The 18620-nt window shown below is 73.0% G+C and carries 19 protein-coding genes; all 19 read right to left on the reverse strand.

Going from position 1 to position 18620, the window contains the following annotated elements; genetic code table 11:
- Window positions 1-19: 19 nt before the first annotated feature.
- Window positions 20-1057, reverse strand: a complete 1038-nt coding sequence (locus C8E97_RS33160; RefSeq protein WP_121010257.1) for an NAD-dependent epimerase/dehydratase family protein — start codon at window positions 1055-1057, stop codon at window positions 20-22.
- 202 nt (window positions 1058-1259) lie between these two features.
- A complete protein-coding gene (locus C8E97_RS33165) occupies window positions 1260-1361 on the reverse strand; it encodes a 30S ribosomal protein bS22 (RefSeq protein ID WP_015105422.1) in 102 nt (33 codons plus the stop codon).
- Between the two features lie 124 nt (window positions 1362-1485).
- Complete coding sequence (locus C8E97_RS33170) at window positions 1486-1695, reverse strand: helix-turn-helix domain-containing protein (protein ID WP_121010260.1); 210 nt, start codon at window positions 1693-1695, stop codon at window positions 1486-1488.
- Between the two features lie 120 nt (window positions 1696-1815).
- Complete coding sequence (gene proC, locus C8E97_RS33175; protein WP_121010263.1) at window positions 1816-2628, reverse strand: pyrroline-5-carboxylate reductase; 813 nt, start codon at window positions 2626-2628, stop codon at window positions 1816-1818.
- 664 nt (window positions 2629-3292) lie between these two features.
- Window positions 3293-4099 (reverse strand): thioesterase family protein, encoded by an 807-nt coding sequence (locus C8E97_RS33180; RefSeq protein ID WP_211347180.1) that lies wholly within the window; start codon window positions 4097-4099, stop codon window positions 3293-3295.
- 8 nt (window positions 4100-4107) lie between these two features.
- Window positions 4108-5028, reverse strand: coding sequence for a proline dehydrogenase family protein (locus tag C8E97_RS33185; protein WP_121012883.1), 921 nt, complete (start codon window positions 5026-5028; stop codon window positions 4108-4110).
- 40 nt (window positions 5029-5068) lie between these two features.
- Window positions 5069-5854, reverse strand: coding sequence for a sugar phosphate isomerase/epimerase family protein (locus C8E97_RS33190; protein WP_121010269.1), 786 nt, complete (start codon window positions 5852-5854; stop codon window positions 5069-5071).
- Complete coding sequence (locus C8E97_RS33195; protein ID WP_121010272.1) at window positions 5851-7203, reverse strand: hypothetical protein; 1353 nt, start codon at window positions 7201-7203, stop codon at window positions 5851-5853. Before C8E97_RS33195 ends, C8E97_RS33190 begins: the two co-directional genes overlap by 4 nt.
- The gene (locus C8E97_RS33200; protein WP_121012886.1) at window positions 7203-8225 is read right to left on the reverse strand and encodes a Ppx/GppA family phosphatase; all 1023 of its coding nucleotides are present in this window, start codon (window positions 8223-8225) and stop codon (window positions 7203-7205) included. The genes C8E97_RS33195 and C8E97_RS33200 overlap by 1 nt, the downstream gene beginning before the upstream one ends.
- 27 nt (window positions 8226-8252) lie before the next feature.
- Window positions 8253-8933: a response regulator transcription factor gene (locus C8E97_RS33205; RefSeq protein ID WP_121010275.1), complete on the reverse strand. Its 681-nt coding sequence runs from the start codon at window positions 8931-8933 to the stop codon at window positions 8253-8255.
- Window positions 8930-10123 carry a sensor histidine kinase gene (locus C8E97_RS33210; protein WP_121010278.1) on the reverse strand — a complete coding sequence of 398 codons (1194 nt, stop codon included), beginning with the start codon at window positions 10121-10123 and terminating at the stop codon, window positions 8930-8932. The genes C8E97_RS33205 and C8E97_RS33210 overlap by 4 nt, the downstream gene beginning before the upstream one ends.
- Window positions 10124-10538: 415 nt before the next feature.
- Window positions 10539-11285, reverse strand: coding sequence for a phosphoglyceromutase (locus tag C8E97_RS33215; protein WP_121010281.1), 747 nt, complete (start codon window positions 11283-11285; stop codon window positions 10539-10541).
- 141 nt (window positions 11286-11426) lie between these two features.
- Window positions 11427-11624, reverse strand: coding sequence for a hypothetical protein (locus tag C8E97_RS33220; protein WP_121010284.1), 198 nt, complete (start codon window positions 11622-11624; stop codon window positions 11427-11429).
- Between the two features lie 203 nt (window positions 11625-11827).
- On the reverse strand, window positions 11828-13390 hold the full coding sequence (locus C8E97_RS33225) for a 4-coumarate--CoA ligase family protein (RefSeq protein WP_121010287.1): 1563 nt from the start codon (window positions 13388-13390) through the stop codon (window positions 11828-11830).
- A 420-nt stretch (window positions 13391-13810) separates the two neighbouring features.
- Window positions 13811-14725 carry a DUF4349 domain-containing protein gene (locus C8E97_RS33230; protein WP_121010290.1) on the reverse strand — a complete coding sequence of 305 codons (915 nt, stop codon included), beginning with the start codon at window positions 14723-14725 and terminating at the stop codon, window positions 13811-13813.
- 119 nt (window positions 14726-14844) lie between these two features.
- Window positions 14845-15321, reverse strand: coding sequence for a type III secretion system chaperone family protein (locus tag C8E97_RS33235; protein WP_121010293.1), 477 nt, complete (start codon window positions 15319-15321; stop codon window positions 14845-14847).
- Window positions 15318-16571 carry a D-inositol-3-phosphate glycosyltransferase gene (gene mshA, locus C8E97_RS33240; protein WP_425470645.1) on the reverse strand — a complete coding sequence of 418 codons (1254 nt, stop codon included), beginning with the start codon at window positions 16569-16571 and terminating at the stop codon, window positions 15318-15320. Before mshA ends, C8E97_RS33235 begins: the two co-directional genes overlap by 4 nt.
- On the reverse strand, window positions 16568-17371 hold the full coding sequence (locus tag C8E97_RS33245; RefSeq protein WP_121012890.1) for an alpha/beta fold hydrolase: 804 nt from the start codon (window positions 17369-17371) through the stop codon (window positions 16568-16570). The genes mshA and C8E97_RS33245 overlap by 4 nt, the downstream gene beginning before the upstream one ends.
- A gap of 67 nt (window positions 17372-17438) precedes the next feature.
- Window positions 17439-18578 carry a L,D-transpeptidase gene (locus C8E97_RS33250; protein ID WP_170212184.1) on the reverse strand — a complete coding sequence of 380 codons (1140 nt, stop codon included), beginning with the start codon at window positions 18576-18578 and terminating at the stop codon, window positions 17439-17441.
- Window positions 18579-18620 lie beyond the last annotated feature (42 nt).

Genomic DNA, 18620 nt, shown 5'->3' on the forward strand with positions numbered 1-18620 from the left:
TCCACCTCCTCGGCCGGGTTCACCGGAGCCTGGCCGCCGCGTCGAGCACACCGCGCTCGACCGCCGCCACCACCTCCGGGTCGATCAGCGGGCGCATGCCGCGACCGCTCACGTAGTCGTCGAACGCCTGCTGGGTGGTCCACCTCGGGGTGAACCCGAACTCGCGCTTCAGCAGACCGGTGTCCACCACGCGGCCCCAGTTGAGGAACCTCATCTGATCCGGCGAGAAGTCCACCAGCCGCGCGCCGCGGAAGATCCGGCCCACGGCGGGCACCGCGGGGCTCGGCACCGGCAGCGGCAGCTTCCCCGCGCGGCGGATCGCCTGCGACAGCAGGAGTACCCCGTCGCCACCGACGTTGAACACGCCGGGCAGGTCGTGCAGCGCGGCGCGCTCCAGCACGGCCAGCGCGTCCGCCGAGTGCAGGAGCTGCACGCGCGCGTCGTAGCCCATGATCGTCGGCACCACGGGCAGGGCGAAGTACCTGGTCAGCACCGTGTCGATGCGCGGGCCGATGAAGTTCGTGAACCGCAGGGTCGTCACGTCGACGTCCGGGCGGCGGCGGGCGAACCCGCGCACGTAGCCCTCGACCTCGACGGCGTCCTTGGCGTACCCGCTGGAGGGCAGGTCCTTCGGGCCCATGTCCTCGGTGAACACCGCGGGGTCGCGCGACGACGACCCGTACACCGCGCTGGTCGACTTCACCACCAGCTTCCGCACGTGCGGCGACTTCTGGCACGCCGCCAGCAGCTGCATGGTGCCGATGACGTTCATCTCCTTCATCGCCGCGCGCCCGGCCGGACCGGCCGGGTTGGCCGTCACCGACGCGTGCACGACCGTGTCGACGTGCGCGGTGGCGATGACCTTGGCGATGAGCGGGTTGCGGATGTCGGCGCGGACGAACTCGGCACGGCCCATCCGGCGCAGCAGGTCCCGCGACGGCGGCTCGGTGTCCACGCCGAGCACCCGTTCGACATCGGGGTTCGCGGCCAGCCGCGCGGCGAGGTGGCCGCCGAGGAAGCGGCTGCAACCGGTGACGAGAACGACCTTGGGCGCCATGCGACTCCGTGCGGGGGTTCGGTGCGATGACGTGATGCTACCCAGGATTTCCGGGACCTGATCGTTCCGGACCGGTCGCCCCGACGCACGTCACCGCGTCGTTCACCCGGATGGCCGCACGCCCTCGGGGGGACCCGCGCGGGAGAGACAGCGCCGGCCCCCCGCCGGTGGGGCGAGGGGCCGGCGCCGGAACCCGCTGGGGTTACTTGCCGCGCTTGCGACGCTGGACGCGCGTCTTGCGCAGCAGCTTGCGGTGCTTCTTCTTCGACATGCGCTTGCGGCGCTTCTTGATGACCGAGCCCATGCGGGGTCCTCACTCACTAGACGTAGGTGATCTCCACGCGCCGGTGGAGTCACCCGTCAAGGAGGGCGCGCACGACACCAGGCACGAACGGCCTGTCAGTTTACCCGCCTGCCGGCGCCCGCCGTCACCCGGCGTCGAAGTAGGCGTTCCGCAGGTACTCGTGCACGGCCTTCTCCGGCACCCGGAACGACTTGCCCACCCGCACCGCCGTGAGCTCACCCGAGTGCACCAGCCGGTACACCGTCATCTTCGACACACGCATCACCAGCGCCACCTCGGCGACGGTCAGGAACTTGACCTGGACCAGTGGTGCTCGATCGTTCTCCTCCGGCATGGATCACCGTGTCCTTCGACACGCGTCGTGCCGTCGGCTTCCCCACCGACGGTTCGACACGCACGTGCTCCTCTGAGGGTAACGGGACTCCTGGGGCTGGTGCGACGGCCAATGGCGGGATCACTCCGCCTCGTGGGCCTGCCCCAGCTCGACGGACCGGTCCCGAGCAGCCTCGATGGCCGCGAGCAGCGCCGCGCGGACGCCGTGCTTCTCCAGCTCGCGGATCGCCATGATGGTCGTGCCTGCCGGCGAGGTGACCGCCTCGCGCAGGATCACCGGGTGCTGGTCGTTCCGGTCCAGCATCTGCGCCGCGCCGATGGCCGACTGGATGATCAGCGTGGTCGACAGGTCGCGCGGGATGCCGAGCAGGATGCCCGCGTCGATCATGGCCTCGACCAGGTAGAAGAAGTAGGCGGGCCCCGACCCGGACAACGCGGTGACGGCGTCCTGCTGGCCCTCCGGGACGCGGGCCACCTTGCCCACGGTCCGGAGCAGCTCCTCGACGAGGTCGAGGTGCTCGGCCGTCGCGTACCGGCCCGCCGAGATGGCGCTCATCGCCTCGCCGACCACCATCGGGGTGTTCGGCATGACCCGGACGACCGGGGTGCCCTCCGGCAGCCGGCGCTCGTACAGGGCGGTCGGCAGGCCCGCGCACAGCGACACGACCAGCGTGCCGGGCTTGATCACCGGCGCCAACTCGTCCAGCAGCGGCTCGATGTCCTGCGGCTTGACGGCGACGACGAGCACATCGGCCCGCTGCGCGGCACCCGGCACGTCGACCGCGCCGATGCCGTACCGCTCGGACAACTCGGCCGCCCGACCCGGGTGCCGTTCCGTGCACAACAACTCGTCCGCGGCCCGACCACCGCGGAGCAGCCCGGACAACAGCGCTTCCCCGATCTTGCCAGCCCCCAGCACAGCGATCGTCGTCATGCGGACAAGCCTCCCACCCTCCACCATTCGGCACCCAGCCCCTACCCCAGCCGGCCCACCCACCAACACCCCAGGGCGGACCCACGCCCTGATCACCCGGCACGGACCACGACCCCCGCTCACGCCCGCACAGACCTCTGGCCTCGTGTTCTCCCCGTATGGCCTGCCCGCAGGGCAACCACATTTGTCGAGGGGGTGCAAGCACGCTTCACCGCTTGCACCCCCTCGACAAATGTGGTGGTCTTTGACAGGCCATGCGGGGAGAACACGACGCCTTGGCTTTTGTTTTTCCTCCCCGGAGGTCTGCCCAGCGGCGAGCGCCTTCTTTTAAAGCTTGTGCGGGCGCCTTCCGCTCGGAAGTTCTTCGGTTTTAGCGGGTCAAAGCTTAAAGAAGGGCGCTCGCCGCTGGGCAGGCCACCGAGGATGGGGGCAAAGCTTCTTCGAAGCTTTGCAAGCTTTTCAAGCTTCTTCGAAGCTTGAAAAGCTTTGGCTGCGTGTCATCCCCGTACGACCTGTCAAAGACCACCACGCTTGTCAGGCCAGGTCAAGCGAAGGGCGTGCTTGACCTGGCCTGACAAGCGTGGTTGCCCTGCGGGCAGGCCGTACGGGGATGACACGCAGCCCGACCGAGGTGTGCCCGGGGGTGGGCGGTTCGGGGCGGGGTTCAGATGGCCGGGGTCAGTGCCAATTGCCTTGCCTGGCACACGAGGCGGCCCGAGGAGTCGATGACCACCGCGTCCTCGTCGAACCACTGGCCGTGCACCGCGCTGCACGTCACCTGCACCCGTAGCCAGCCGGGTGCCGGGTCGGACCGGAGGAGCGCGGTCAACTGCACGGTCGGCGACCAGCCGAGCCGGCCCAGGTTGAAGGTCACGGGCATGGAGATGTCGCCGGCCACCAGCGCGAAATAGGGGTCGGGGCGTTCACCGAGAGGTCTTACCCAAAGGCGCAGCACCAAAGGGTCGCCGGTGCGGCCGGTCAGGAAACCCGCCCCTTCCTTGTCCAGGCGCACGTCGCAGACCGTGCCGAGCTTGTACACGCCGTCCGCGCCCAGGCCGGCCAGGTCGATGGCGTCGGCGGGCGGCGCGGCGGGCACGTCCGGCAGGTCCACGTAGTCCGGTGGCCGGGTGGGCATCCGGCCGACGGTCACGGTCGACTCGACGCAGCTGCGGCCCCGCTGCTCCAGCGCGACCGACACGACGGTCGCCGTCCGGCCGGCCTTGCGGACGTCCGCCCGCAGCAGCACGGGGCCCACCTCGGGCGCGCGCAGGAACTGCGCGCTCACCGCGAGCGGTGCCAGGTCCTCCGCGCCGGGCACGGCGGAGGACGCCGCGTCGACCGCCGCCCGTGCCGCCAGGGCGAGCAGGAGGCCGCCGTGCGGTTTCGGGCCGACGGTCCACTGGGCGGGCAGGGACGCGGTGTACGTGCCGTCGCCCAGGGGGCGGACCGCGCTGGCTACCGAGAACGACACAGGGCTCCTCACGAACGGCTGACCAGCGAACGCAGGAAGAAGGCCGCGTTGGCCGGGCGCTCGGCCAGCCTGCGCGTCAGGTACCCGTACCACTGCTCGCCGAAGGGCACGTACACCCGCACGACGTGCCCTTCCGCCGCCAGGCGCGCCTGCTCGGCGGGCCGCACGCCGTACAGCATCTGGTACTCGAAGTCCTCCGGCGCCTTGCCGTGCCAGCGCGCGCGTTCGGCGACGATCTCGACCAGCCTCGGGTCGTGGGTGGCGAACATCGGGTAGCCACCGCCCGCCAGCAGGGCGTTCGCGCAGCGCACGTAGTTCAGGTCGACCTCGTGGGGGTCGGTGAAGGCGACGGACGCGGGTTCGGCGTACGCGCCCTTGCACAGCCGCACGCGGGAGCCGGCCAGCTCGTGGCAGTCGTCCAGCGTCCGGCGCAGGTACGCCTGGAGCACGGCTCCCGTCGACGGCCACGTCCGGCGCAGCTCGGCCAGCACGCGGAGGGTCGAGTCGGTGGTGGTGTGGTCCTCCATGTCGACCGTCACCGTCATCCCGCCCTGCTCGGCGGCGGCGCAGATGCGGGACGCGTTGGTCAGCGCCAGGCGTTCGCTCAGGGCCTGCCCGACGGCCGACAGCTTGACGCTCACCTCGGCGTCGACGGCCAGGCCGGTGTCGTGCAACTGGTCCAGCAGCGCGAGGTAGGTCTGCACGGTCCGCTCCGCGGCGCGGCGGTCGGCGGTGTCCTCGCCCAGGTGGTCGAGGGTGACCCGCAGGCCGTGCTCGACCAGGTGGGCGGTGGCGTCGATCGCCTCGGCGACCGTCTCGCCCGCCACGAACCGGCGCACCACCCGGCGGCTGACCGGCGCGGTCGCGACGGCGCGCCGCACCGCGTCGTGGTCGGCCGCGGCGAGGATCAGCGAGCGCACCGGGTTCACGATCAAGACCCTAGTCGGTCGCCGCCGGGAAAGCAGCCGGTCAGAGGTGCAGCCGCGCGAAGCGGAGGGATTCGGCCAGCAGGTCGCGGCGTTCGGCGGTGGTCCGCGCTTTGCGGGTGTTGACCTCCAGGACGACCTGCCCGGAGAAGCCCGAACGGCGCAGGCTGCGGCACAGCTCGGCGCACGGCTGGTTGCCCCGTCCGGGGATGAGGTGCTCGTCCTTCGGCAGGCCGGTCCCGTCGGCCAGGTGGACGTGCGCGAGCCCCGGGCCCATCCGCTTGGCCAGTTCCATCGCGTCCACGTGCGCGGCGGAGGCGTGCGAGAGGTCGAGCGTGTAGTTGCGGTGCCCGACGTCGGTCGGGTCGATGGACGGCCGGAACGCCGTCACCTGGACCGAGCGCCCGCGGCCGAGCGGGCGGCGCACCGGGAACATGTTCTCCACGGCGATCGCGACGTCGCCGGTGTCCTCCAGCTCGGCGACCAGGTCGGCGAACCCCTCGGCGTACCGGCGCTGCCACAGGAACGGCGGGTGCACCACGACGGTCCGCGCGCCGAGCTCGCGCGCGGCGCGCACGCTGCGGCGCAGGCGCTCCGCCGGGTCGGGCGACCAGACGCGCTGGCTGATCAGCAGGCACGGCGCGTGCACGGCCAGCACGGGCACGCCGGCGCGGTGCGCCAGCCGCCGGAGCGCGCCGACGTCCTGGCTGGTCGGGTCCGCCCAGACCATGACCTCGACGCCGTCGTAGCCCAGGTCGGCGGCGGCCTCGAAGGCCGCGGCGGCCGGCTGCGGCCAGACCGCCGCCGTGGACAGGCCGACCGGGATCAAGACTTCACCAGCAGCATCGCCGCCGGTGAGACCGTGACGATCAGGCCGACCAGCACGGCCAGGATGGTGGTCTGGAGGTCGTCGGCGCGGCGGATCTTGCGCACCAGCATGACGAGCCCGACGGTCACCGCGAGGGCGACCACCAGCGCGGCGGGCGCGAGCGTGCGCCACAGGAAGCTGAAGCCGAGCCACAGCGCCGCGCCGCCGAGCACGCCGATCGCGAGCTGGCCGATCATGGCCAGCCACTCCTTGCCGGGCGAGCGGTCGCCCGGCTCGTCGGGTTCGACGTCGGCGAGCCCGGCGGGCTCCTCGTCGTCGTCGGGGTCCCGGCGCGGGAGGCCGTCCTCCTCGTCGTCGTCGTCCAGGTCGACGTAGGGGTGGAACTGGGTGCTCTCCGGCTCGGGCGCGCGCTCGCCCTCCTCGTCGTCGCCGAACCAGTCCTCGGCGGTCTGGTCGGGCAGCGGCTCCGGCAGCGCGGGCGGCGCGGGCGGGACGATCAGCACCGACTCGGTGGGCAGCGATTCCAGCGGCACGTTCGGCGTGAGCTTGTCGCTGATGCGCGGCAGCTGCTCGGTCACCGGCTCGCGGACCGGCGGGGCGCCGGGCGGCGCCGGGCGGACCAGGTTGGCGCGGCTCGCGTCGGCGGGCGGCGGCGGCGCGGGCGGGCCCGGCTTCACCACGCCCGGCGGCGGCGCGAGGGTCTGCGTCAGGTCGGGCTCGGGGTGGTTCGGCCGGGACGGCTCACCCGCGTAGTCGTAGTCGTCGTACCCGTCGGCCGCGTAGTCGTCGACGATCGGCGGTACCTGGCGGGTCTCCTCGGCCGGGCTCGGCGCGGGCGGCGCGCCGCGGCGGCGGGCGTCCGGCACGGGCGGGTCGAGGCGGGACAGCGGGTCGGCGCGCGTCCCGAGCGCCGGGTCCAGGCGGGCGGTGGGCGGCGAGTGCGGTGGTTCGCCGCGCACCGGCTCGGGCCGGGCGGGTGGCGCGTCCGGGCGGGGTCCGGGCGGGTCGACCCGCGGCTCCGCGCGGCCCAGCGGGACGTCCGGGCGGACGGCGGGCGGCTCGGGCCGCACCGGTTGCTGGTAGACGGTGCGCTCGGGCTCCGGCGGCAGCGGGCGCGGCGGCGCGGACTGCGGCAGCGGCGGCGTCGGCGGCTCCTCGTCGCGGATCGGCAGCAGCCGGCCGCTGTCGGAGTTGACCCGGTCGATGATCGCCTGGGGAGCGGTGTCCGAGGCGTCCTCGGCACGTCGGCGTCGCCGACGCGGCGTCACCTCGCCGGCGCCCGCGCCGTACTGGGCGAGCAACTCCGCGACGGTGCGCTGGCTCTGCTCCGACTCGCTCTCTCGACTCATCAACTCCACCGTGCCCCGTGGCGGCCAGTCCGTCCAGTGTCACCCGGCCGCCGGGTGCGGGCCGTGGGGGTGTCCGGCTCCGCGCCGTTGTCCGGTCCATCAGTGTGATCCAGCCGACGCAGGATGACACCTTCCCGCAGCGCCCAGGGGCAGATTTCGAGCTCTCCGAGTGACAGGGCTCGCATGGTGGCCTCCGCCACGAGGGCGCCCGCCACCAGCTGGTGGGCCCGGCTCGCGCTCACGCCCTCCAGCTCGGCGAGGTCGTGCGCGGACATCCGGGAGATGAACCCGGTGAGCTGCCGCAGCCCGTCGTGGGTGAGGAGGCGGCGGGCGCGGGGACCGGCCGAGGACGGCGCGGCGCCGGTCAGCCGGGCCAGCGTGCGGAACGTCTTCGAGGTCGCGACCACCCGATCAGGCGAGCCCGCGCGGCGGAGCTTCTTCACCACCGGCGCGAGCTGCTCGTCCAGCCACTCGACGGTCGCCTTGACCTCGGACCGGCTCGGCGGGTCGTGCCGGAACCGCGTGCGGGTCACGCGACCCGCGCCCAGCGGCACCGAGCACGCCTCCTCGGGCTCCTCGTCCACGCCGACCGCCAGCTCCAGCGAGCCGCCGCCGATGTCCAGGCACAGCAGCCTGCCCGCGGACCAGCCGTACCAGCGGCGCACCGCCAGGAACGTGTACCGGGCCTCGTCCTCGCCGGAGAGCACCTTCAGGTCGACGCCCGTCTCGGTGCGCACCCGGTCGAGCACCTCGGCCGAGTTGCCCGCCTCGCGCACCGCCGACGTGGCGAACGCCATCAGGTCGTCGCAGCCCAGCCGGGCCGCCGACGCCTTGGTCGCCGCGACGGTCCGCACCAGCTGGTCCGCGCCCGACTTGGTGAGCAGCCCGTCGCCGTCGAGCTGCTCGGCGAGCCGCAGCACGGACTTCTCGGAACTCATCGGCGTCGGGTGGGCACCCCGATGAGCGTCCACCACCAAGAGGTGGACGGTGTTCGACCCGACATCAAGCACCCCTAGGCGCACGGCGTGCACCGTACCCGGTCGGGTGGATCAGGACTCGAACTTGTAGCCCAGTCCGCGCACCGTCACCAGGTGGCGCGGGGCCGACGGATCGGGCTCGATCTTCGACCGCAGGCGTTTGACGTGCACGTCCAGCGTCTTCGTGTCGCCGACGTAGTCCGCGCCCCACACCCGGTCGATGAGCTGCCCGCGCGTGAGCACGCGACCGACGTTGCGCAGCAGGTACTCCAGCAGGTCGAACTCCTTCAGCGGCAGGCTGACCTCGCCGCCGTCGACCGTCACGACGTGCCGCTCGACGTCCATCCGGACCGGCCCCGCCTCCAGGACCTGCGGCAACAGCTCCTCGGACTCGCCACCGCGGCGCAGCACCGCGCGGATGCGGGCGATCAGCTCGCGGGCCGAGTACGGCTTGGTGACGTAGTCGTCCGCGCCCAGTTCCAGGCCGACGACCTTGTCGATCTCGCTGTCCCGCGCAGTGACCATGATCACTGGGACGGCGGAGCGCTGGCGGAGCTGCTTGCACACGTCCGTGCCGCTCATGCCGGGCAGCATGAGGTCGAGCAGCACGATGTCCGCGCCGTTGCGGTCGAACTCCTCCAGCGCCTCCTGGCCGGTGGCCGCGAGCGCCGCGGTGAAGCCCTCCTTGCGCAGCAGGAAGGCGAGCGGATCGGCGAAGGACTCCTCGTCCTCCACGATGAGCACCCTGGTCACAGCTCTCCTCCGGGTTTGCCCGCGCTGGTCGGCACAGGGATCGTGAGTTCCGGCTTGGGTAGGTCGACGGTGCGCTCTTCCCGGTCGGGGTGCTCCGGGATGCGCAGGGTGAACGTGGAGCCCGTGCCGGGCAGGCTCCACAGCTTCACCTCGCCGCCGTGGTTGGCGGCGACGTGCTTGACGATCGCGAGGCCGAGGCCGGTGCCGCCGGTGGCGCGCGAGCGGGCCCGGTCCACGCGGTAGAAGCGCTCGAACACGCGGGTCTGCTGGTCCTCGGCGATGCCGATGCCGCGGTCGGTGACCGCGATCTCGACGAACCCCGCGACGCGGCGGCGGCTGACCGACACGGGGCTGCCGGGCGGCGAGTAGGCGACCGCGTTGTCCAGCAGGTTGCTCAGCGCGGTGACCAGCAGCGTCCGGTCGCCCTCGACCTCCAGGCCGCTGGGCTCGTCGGTGGCGATCTCGATGCCGGCGGACTCGGCGGCGAGCTTGGAGCGGCTCATCGCCTCGCTGATCACGACGTCCACCTCGACCCGGCTCAGCTCGGGCAGCTTCTCCGCGCCCTGGAGGCGGGACAGCGCGATCAGCTCGGTGACCAGGGTGCCCAGGCGGGTGGCCTCCTGCATGATCTTGGCGCTGAACCGGCGCACCTCCTCCTGGTCGTCGGCGGCGTCCAGGACGGCCTCGGCGAGCAGCGCGAGCGCGCCCACCGGGGTCTTCAGCTCGTGGCTGACGTTGGCGACGAAGTCGCGGCGGGTGGCCTCCAGGCGGACCGCCTCGGACTCGTCCGAGGCGTCGACCACCACGAAGCCGTCGGTGATCACCTTGACCTGGGCGTGCACCGCCTCCGGCTGGCGGCCCTTGACCTCCAGCGAGGACAGGTCCACGTTGACCACCTCGCCGGTCTGCCTGGCCAGCTCGGCGGCGCGGCGCGCCCGGTCGTCGACGCGGTTGTTGCGCACGACGCCGAGCTCCTCGGCGCGCGGGTTGTGCAGGACGACGTCCCCGAAGACGTTGAGGACGACGATCCCGTCGTGGGAGGACTGGACGACGAGGGCCATGAGGTCGGCGACGGTGAGGCCGGCGGGGCGATCCGAGCGGGTGCGCGCGGTCACCCGGCCGACCAGGAACGCCGCGCCGCCGATCAGCAGAGCGCCGATCGACAGGACGAGGTAACCCGTTGCGGTCACGGGGGCATCGTAAGCAGCTCAGGCGGGGTGCGGCCTAGCCCGCACGCCTGGTTCGTGACACCGGCGACACCGTCGGGCACCGATGTTTTCCCGGCGGACGGGTTCAGTTCACCCAATCGTGTCCAACGAGGACGGGTTGTGTTCGGACAGGTGCCGCCGGGACCTCTTCCAGGTGTCGGACGGGCGACGTGCCGGCGATCGGCGCACGGTCGGCCGGCGGTCGCGCGGGTGCTGGGCCGGCGGTCGCGCGCACGGCCCGCCGGCGGTCGCGCGGGTGGTCGGCGGGCGGGCGGTCGGCGGGCGGGCGGCAGGCGGCCTCCCGCGCGGACGGCGGGGCGGGTGGTGCGGGCGGTGGCCGGGTGGCGGCGCGGGCGGGACGGCGACCACGTGCCGCCGTCCCGCCGCGCTCGGGCCGCTACCTGCCCTGGTTCGCCACGGCCTTGATCGCGTCCGCCGCCGCGTCCGGGTCGAGGTACGTGCCGCCGGGTTCGAGCGGCTTCAGCGACTCGTCCAGGTCGTAGCGGAGGGGGATGCCGGTGGGGATGTTCAGGCCGGCGATGGCCTCGTCCGAGATGCCGTCGAGGTGCTTCACCAGCGCCCGGAGCGAGTTGCCGTGCGCCGCCACCAGCACCGTCCGGCCCGCGCGCAGGTCGGGCACGATCGCCGACTCCCAGTACGGGACCATCCGCTTCACCACGTCCAGCAGGCACTCGGTGAGCGGCAGCTCCGGGCCGAGGTCCGCGTAGCGCGGGTCGGCGTCCTGGCTGTGCTCCGCGCCCGGCTCGATGGGCGGCGGCGGGGTGTCGTAGGAGCGCCGCCAGAGCATGAACTGCTCCTCGCCGAACTCCTCCAGCGTCTGCTTCTTGTTCTTGCCCTGCAACGCGCCGTAGTGCCGCTCGTTGAGCCGCCAGTCGCGGCGGACCGGGATCCAGTGGCGGTCGGCCGCGTCCAGCGCGAGGTTGGCGGTGGTGATCGCGCGGCGCAGCAACGAGGTGTGCACCACCTCGGGGAGGATGCCCGCCTCGCGCAGCAGCACGCCGCCGCGCCGCGCCTCCCGCACGCCCTTCTCCGACAGGGGTACGTCCACCCAGCCGGTGAACAGGTTCTCCGCGTTCCAGACGCTCTCGCCGTGGCGGAGCAGCACCAGGGTTCCGACAGCCATGCCCGCAAGCCTGCCAGACGGTGGTGCGCCGGGCGCAGCCGCGGCACCGGGCCGACCTGCACGTCACCGGTGGTCCCGGCGGTCGGGCCCCGGACGGCGGAGGGCCCCCGGCACCCCGCCGGGGGCCCTCCGGGGCGTCGACTACTTGCCGCCGAGCAACCCGCCCAGGCCCAGCCCGTTGGTCAGGGGCTTCACGACGTTCAGCACCTTGCCCAGCCCCTCGACCGGGCTGCCGGCGCCCACGTTCCCGAGGTTGCCGGGCGGAGCGGCGAGGGCGGTCGGTGCGGTGAGGACCAGGGCGGTGGTCGTGAGCAGGACGAGCTTGCCGAGGGTGCGCATGTGATCTCCGAACGTGGATGTGCAGGAACAACGGACGATGCTGGCGGCACCCGCCGAACCCCGCGATCCGAAACCCGGAGATCCACACTTCCAGGTGACAGGCGGCGCTCGACGACCGGATCGGGCGCCCGACCGGCGCCCCGCCACCGCCCGCGTCAGCAAGTCACCGCCCGCGTCAGCCCGTCACCGCCCGCGTCAGCCCGTCACCGCGCCTCCCGCGCCCGCAGGTCCTTCCGGAGGATCTTGCCAGCCGCCGACTTCGGGATCGCGTCGATGAACTCCACCACGCGCACCTTCTTGTGCGGCGCCACGCGTTCCGCCACGAACGCCATCACCGCCTCGGCGTCGAGCGACCCGCCCGGCTGCCCGACCACGAACGCCTTGGGCACCTCCTCGCCCTCCTCGTCGCGCACGCCCACCACCGCCGCGTCGGCGATGCCCGGATGGGTCAGCAGCAGCGCCTCCAGCTCGGCGGGCGGCACCTGGTAGCCCTTGTACTTGATCAGCTCCTTGACCCGGTCCACGATGGTCACCAGCCCGCGGTCGTCGATCACGGCCACGTCGCCGGTGCGCAGCCAGCCCTCGGCGTCGAGCGTCGCCGCGGTCGCGTCCGGGTTGTTCAGGTAGCCCTTCATGACGTTCGGGCCGCGGCACCACAGCTCGCCCCGCTCGCCCACGCCCACGTCCTCGCCGGTCGCCGGGTCCACGAACCGGCACTCCACGTTCGGCGCGATCACGCCGACGGTGCCGACCGGGATGTCGTCGCGGCCGTCCGGGATCGCGTGGCTGACCGGGCTCATCTCGGTCATGCCGTAGCCCTGCGAGACGCGGCAGCCGAGGCGGCGCGCCACGGCCGCCGCCAGGTCGACGTCCAGCGGCGCGGCGCCGGAGAAGACGGTCCGCACGCCGGACAGGTCGTACTGGTCCACCAAGGGGTGCTTGGCCAGCGCCACGGCCAGCGGCGGCGCGATGTAGACCCGGTCGGTGCGGTGGTCCTGCATGACGCGCAGGAACTCGGGCAGGTCGAACCGGGGCATGGTCACCACCGTCGCGCCCACGCGCAGGCCGTTGTTCATCAGCACCTGCATCCCGTAGATGTGGAAGAACGGCAGCACGGCCAGGATGCGGGTGTCCGGGCCGATCTCCAGCAGCGGCGCGCACTGCACGATGTTCGCGACCAGGTTGCGGTGGGTGAGCATGACGCCCTTGGCCCGCCCGGTGGTGCCCGACGAGTACGGCAGCACCGCCACGTCCTCGGCCGGGTCGATCGCCACCTCGGGCACGGGCCCGGTCGAGCCGAGCAGCCCGGCGAGGTCCGGGTAGCCGTCGGCCCGGTCGAGCACCACGACGTCGGTGACACCGGCCCCGGCCGCGCCCGGCGCGGCGGTGGGCAGCAGCGCGGACACGGTGAACAGCATCTTCGCGCCCGCGTCCGAGAGCTGGTCGGCGATCTCGTCGGCCGTGTAGAGGGCGTTGACCGTGGTCGCGGTCGCGCCGGCGCGGAGGATGCCGTGGAAGGCGACCGCGTAGTACGGGGTGTTGGGGCTGAGGATGCCCACCACGTCGCCCTTGCCGACGCCGCGCTCGGCGAGCGCGGCGGCGAGGCGGTCCACGGCACCGGCGAGCCGGCCGTAGGTGAGGGAGGCGCCCGTGCGGCCGTCGACCAGCGCCACCCGGTCGGCGCGCTCGCCGAGGTCGGAGAACAGCAGTTCGTGCAGCGGGACGTCCGGCAACTCGACATCGGGGTACGGACTGCGGAAGACCATGCGGCCACCTCGCCTACTCGGTGGTAGCGACGATCCCGCCATCGTGAGCCACGACACAATCGCGGTCAAGGACGTCCGATGATCACGGAGGCGTTACTTAACCGAGCTAATAACACTCGAATGGAGTAGCGCCGGCTCTTGTGGTGATCGCCGGCGATCTGCCAAGTTGACAGGGTTCGACCGGGTCGGCTCCCACGCACTCCGACGACCCGCTCGGCACCACCGCGGTTCGCCATCCCCCCGTCGAACCGCGGCCCGCTGGGATTCACGGGCTCCCCCCGCCCGGATCCACCAGTAGCGGGGACTGACGTGGGGCGGCTTGAGCTCGTGACTCCCCCTCTCTCCCAAGCCGCCCCGCGCTCCCGCACGAAGCCCACTCACAGTAGGTTTCCCGTCAGGAAAGCATCACCCGTTCAGGCGTCAGAGCGTAACCGCACTTTTGCGGCGACGACGCCACGCGAGGTATCCGACCAGCGGCGTTCCCAGCACGACGACGAACGGCAGCGCGCCTCCGATGACGACGAGCGACCACGCGCCGGCGTCGACCACCGCGTCCCAGCCGCCCCGCAACGCGGTCAGGAAGTTCTCCTCCTCGGGCGCGACGGGCGCGGTCCGCGTACCCACCGCCACGGTCAACGTCGACAGGGCGACCTGTCCCTTGAGCGAGTCGTGACGCCGCTGGAGCGACTCCAGCTCGCCCTGCCGCTTGGTCAGCTCCGCCTCGACCTGGGTGATCTCGGACGTGCTCGCGGCGCGCTCCAGCAGCCCGCGCACCCGTTCCACGCTCGCCCGCTGGTTCGCCAGCCGCGCCTCGACGTCGACGACCTGGTCGGTGACGTCCTCGGTGCGCACCTCGCGCCGCGTCACCTCCACGCCCGGCAGCCCGGACAGCGACGTGAGCACCGCGTCCAGCCGGTCGGCGGGCACCCGCAGGGTCACCGTGCCGCGGTCCCGCGTGGTGTTCTCCTGCGCCGGGAAGCCGCCCTCGGCGAGGGCCAGCTCCTTGGCCTTCGCGAGCACGGCCCCGACCTCCGACGCGCGCAGGTCCACCGACGCGGTGCGCACCAGGTGGCGGTTCGCCGCGACCACACCGGCGGCCTGCCCCTGCTGCTCGGGACCGGCCTTCTCCGTGTTCGGCTGCTCGGTGCCGGCCTTCCCGGTGTTCGGCTTCTCCGGGCCGGCCTTCTCCGGCGCGACGCCCGGCGCCTGCCGACCCGCGCCGTCCGGCCTGCCCTCCGCAGGCGCGACGGCGACCGACCCGCCGCTGCCGCCCGCCGAGCACCCGGCCAACACCAGCGCCGCCAGCACCGCCAGCGCTCCCACCCGTCCGCCCATGATCCCCTCCCGTGCTCCGTCACCGCCGGGACGGAACGGGGCGCACGGGCAGTTGCGCGGAGTCGATCACGATTCGGACACCGGCGCGGGCGTCGGCCCGCGCCCGGTCCACCCCGTCGTCAGTCCACGAGGTGCTGGAACGCCCGGAGGTTCGCCAACGACTCGCCGCGCGACACGCGCCAGTCCCACTCGCGCCGGATCGCGCCCTTGAACCCGATCTCCAGCAGCGTGTTGAAGTCGCCGTCGGCGGCTTCCACGACCTGCCCGAGCACCCGGTCCAGCTCGTCGGGCGTCACGGCGTGCAAGGCCACCCGCCCCACCAGGTAGATGTCGCCGCGCGCGTCGACCGTGTAGTGCACGCCGTAGAGCTTGGCGTTGCGCCGCAACAGGAACCGGTAGACGTCCTCGTGCGCCTCATCCGGCTTGCGGCACACGAACGCCTCCACGACCAAGGCGTGCCTGCCGATGACCAGCCAGCAGTTGGTCTGGAGCTTCTTCGTGCCCGGCAACGTCACGAAGAACCGGCCCGGCTCGTCGTGCCGGTAGGTCAGCTCCCGGTCGTCCAGGGCGGACCCGATGACCTCGTCCAGGCTCAAGCGAAAACCTCCTCGCGGAACACGTCCCGCGCTTGGGCGTACCCCGCGAGCAGTGAATCAGTCGTGCGGTCCCACGAGAACCGGCGGGCGTGCCCCACCGCGTTGGCCGCCAGCCCCTCCCGGTACGCGGGGTTGGTCGCGACGTCGCCCAGCGCCCTCGCCCACGCGCCGGCCTCGTGGCCGGCCACCAGCAGGCCCGACACGCCGTCCCGCACGGCCACCGGCAGCCCGCCGACCGCCGCCGCCACGACCGGCGTGCCGCACGCCTGCGCCTCCAGCGCCACCAGGCCGAACGACTCGTTGTGGCTCGGCACCGCGACCACGTCGGCCGCCCGGTACACCCGCGCCAGCGCCGCGCCGCCCTGCGGCGGCAGGAACCGCACCACGTCGGCCACGCCCAGCTCGCCGGCCAGCCGCTTCAGCTCCTCGGGCGTCCTCACCCCGCTGCCCGACGGACCGCCGACGACCAGCACCACCAGCCGCTCCCGCAACCCCGGCGCGCGCGCCAGCAGCTCGGCGGCGGCCCGGACCAGCACGTCCGGCGCCTTCAACGGCTGGATGCGGCCCACGAACGCGAGCACCACGTCGTCCGGCCGCAGCCCGAGCGCGGCGCGGGCCGCCGGCCGGTCGCCCGGCGTGAACCGGTCGAGGTCCACCCCCGGCGGCACGACCAGCACCTTCGCCGGGTCCGCCGCGTACAGGTCGACCAGCTCGCTCGCCTCGACCTCGGTGTTGGCGACCAGCCGGTCCGACTCGGCCACGACCTGCTCCTCGCCGATCACCCGCAGCCGGGGCTCGGGCGTGTCGCTGGCGGCCAGGTTGGCGTTCTTGACCTTCGCCAGGGTGTGCGCGGTGTGCACGAGCGGCACCGCCCAGCGGTCCCGCGCCAGCCAGCCCACCTGCCCGGACAGCCAGTAGTGCGAGTGGATGACGTCGTAGTGCCCCGGCTCGTGGTGCGCCTCGGCGCGCAGCACGCCCGCGGTGAACGCGCACAGCTGACCGGGCAGCTCCTCCTTGCCCAGGCCCTCGAACGGGCCGGCCACCACGTGCCGCACCGTGACGCCCGGCGCCAGCTCGGCCACCGGCGGCAGCTCGGAGGACGTGGCGCGGGTGAAGACCTCCACCTCGACGCCCCGCCGCGCCATGCGCGTCGCCGTCTGCACGATGTAGACGTTCATGCCGCCCGCGTCGCCCGTGCCGGGTTGCTCCAGCGGCGACGTGTGCACGGACAGCACCGCGACGCGCCTCACCGGCAGACCTCCGTCACGAAGGCGGCCAGCTCGGCGGCGAACCGCTCGGGCCGCTCCAGGAACGGCATGTGGCCGACGTCCTCGTAGCGGCGCAGCTCGGCGCCGGGGATGGTGGCCGCCGCGTACTCGCCGGCGGACGGGTCGACCACCTCGTCGCGCGTGCCGTGCACCACCAGCGCCGGCCGGTCGAACGCCCGCAGCACGTCGGCGTTGTCCAGGTCGCGCCGGAACAGCTCCTCGCGCACCCTCGGCGACACCCTCAGCGCCGTGCCGAGCAGGCGCTGGTTCAGGCCGCCGGGCAGGCCGGGCGCGAGCTGGGTGAAGAACCGGTGCATCGCGGGCACCGCGACACCCGGGTCCTCGGACAGCGCGTCGGGCAGCGCCTCGCGCGTCAGCCGCCCCGTCGCGCCACCCGGTCGGTCGCGGCCCAGTTCGGTGATGGCGTCCACCAGCACCAGGCCGCGCACCCGCGACGTGCCGTGGAAGCGCAGGTAGTCGGCGATCACCAGGCCGCCGTAGGACCAGCCGACCAGCACCGCCGGTCCGGTGTGGTCCAGCACGGTCCGCAGGTCGCCCGCCCAGGTCGCCGAGTCGCGGTAGCCGTCGTCCGGGGTGTCGGACTCGCCGTGACCGCGCAGGTCGAGGGCGTGCAGGCGCAGCGCCGGGTCCTGGGGTGCGTACGTCCACGCCTCCCCGGACTGCGCCCAGCCGTGCACCAGCACCGCGGCCGGGCCGCCCGCCGGCCCCGACTCCCGGACGATCAGCCGCACGCCCCCGTCGGTGAGGAGAGAAGTCAGCACGTCCCGTTCCAACGCGGGGACGGACCGATCGCTTCCCGCCGGACGGGTGGTCGCGGCGCGCGACCGGTCAGAGCGCGGACATCGTCTGCCACTGCGACCACGGGATCTGCCAGTCGTACCAGTCGTACTGGGCGGGCAGGGTGGTGATCGAACCGGTGACCTCCACCGGGTCGCCGACCAGGGCGCTGTCGTAGTACGCCTTGGCGTCGGCCTCCAGCAGGTTCGCGCAGCCGTGCGAGGTGTTGTTCCGGCCGATGTTGCCCGCGTTGTCGTTGTTCTCGTGGATGAACTCGCCGTGGTTGGAGAACCGGACGGCCCACTTCTTCAGCACGTTGGTGTAGCCGTAGCGCGGGTTGTCGAAGCTGAACTGCGGGTCCTTCTGCATGACCACGAACGTGCCGTTCGGGGTGGTCAGCTCCGGGTCCGCGTCCTTGCCGAACGACGCCGGGTAGGACGCCACGGTCGCGCCGTCGCGCTGCACCACGAGCTGGTGCGACGGGGTGTCGATCTTCACGACCTGGTTGCGCCCGATGGTGAAGTCGCTGGTCACGTCCGCCCTGCCGTACGCGCCGCCGCCGTAGTGCACGCCGTAGAGCTTGGCCTCCACGTGCACCTTGGTGTTCGCGGGCCAGTACGCCTCCGGCCGGTAGTGCACCTCGCGGGAGTTCAGCCAGGCCCAGGCGCCCTTGACGCCGGCCGAGTTGGTCACCGTCAGCGCCTTCTCGGCGGCGGCGCGGTCGGTCACGTCGGCCTCGAACCTGACCATGATCGGGATCGCGACGCCGACCGTCTGGTCGTCGGAGGGGAACAGCGTCGCGCGCACCTGCGAGGCGGGCTCGACGGTGGTGAACGCGCCCTTGAGGTCGACCTTCTTGCCGTCGGTGCCGGTCGCGCGGCCCGCGTAGGCGTAGCTCTTGCCGAACCCGAGCGGCTCGCTGCTGGCCCAGGACTTCTTGTCGGGCGCGAGCGCGCCCTGGACGGGCTTGCCCTCGGGGTTGGTCACGGCGACCTCGTCGATCGTGCCCTCCGCCACGGTGACCTGGACCGGCACGTTCACCGGCACCCCGGTCGCGCCGTCGGCGGGCGCGGTCGTGAACTTCGCCACCGGCGGCCGGTCGTCCGCCGCCGGCTGGGCCGCGCCGGGCTTCACCTCCGCGGAGCAACCGGCGAGGAACGCCACACCGAGCAGCAGGGCCGTGACTTTCATGCGCACTGTTCGACCTCCCGAACGCAGGACGTGCACTGGGGG

This window comes from Saccharothrix australiensis (assembly GCF_003634935.1).
Lineage (GTDB): Bacteria > Actinomycetota > Actinomycetes > Mycobacteriales > Pseudonocardiaceae > Actinosynnema > Actinosynnema australiense.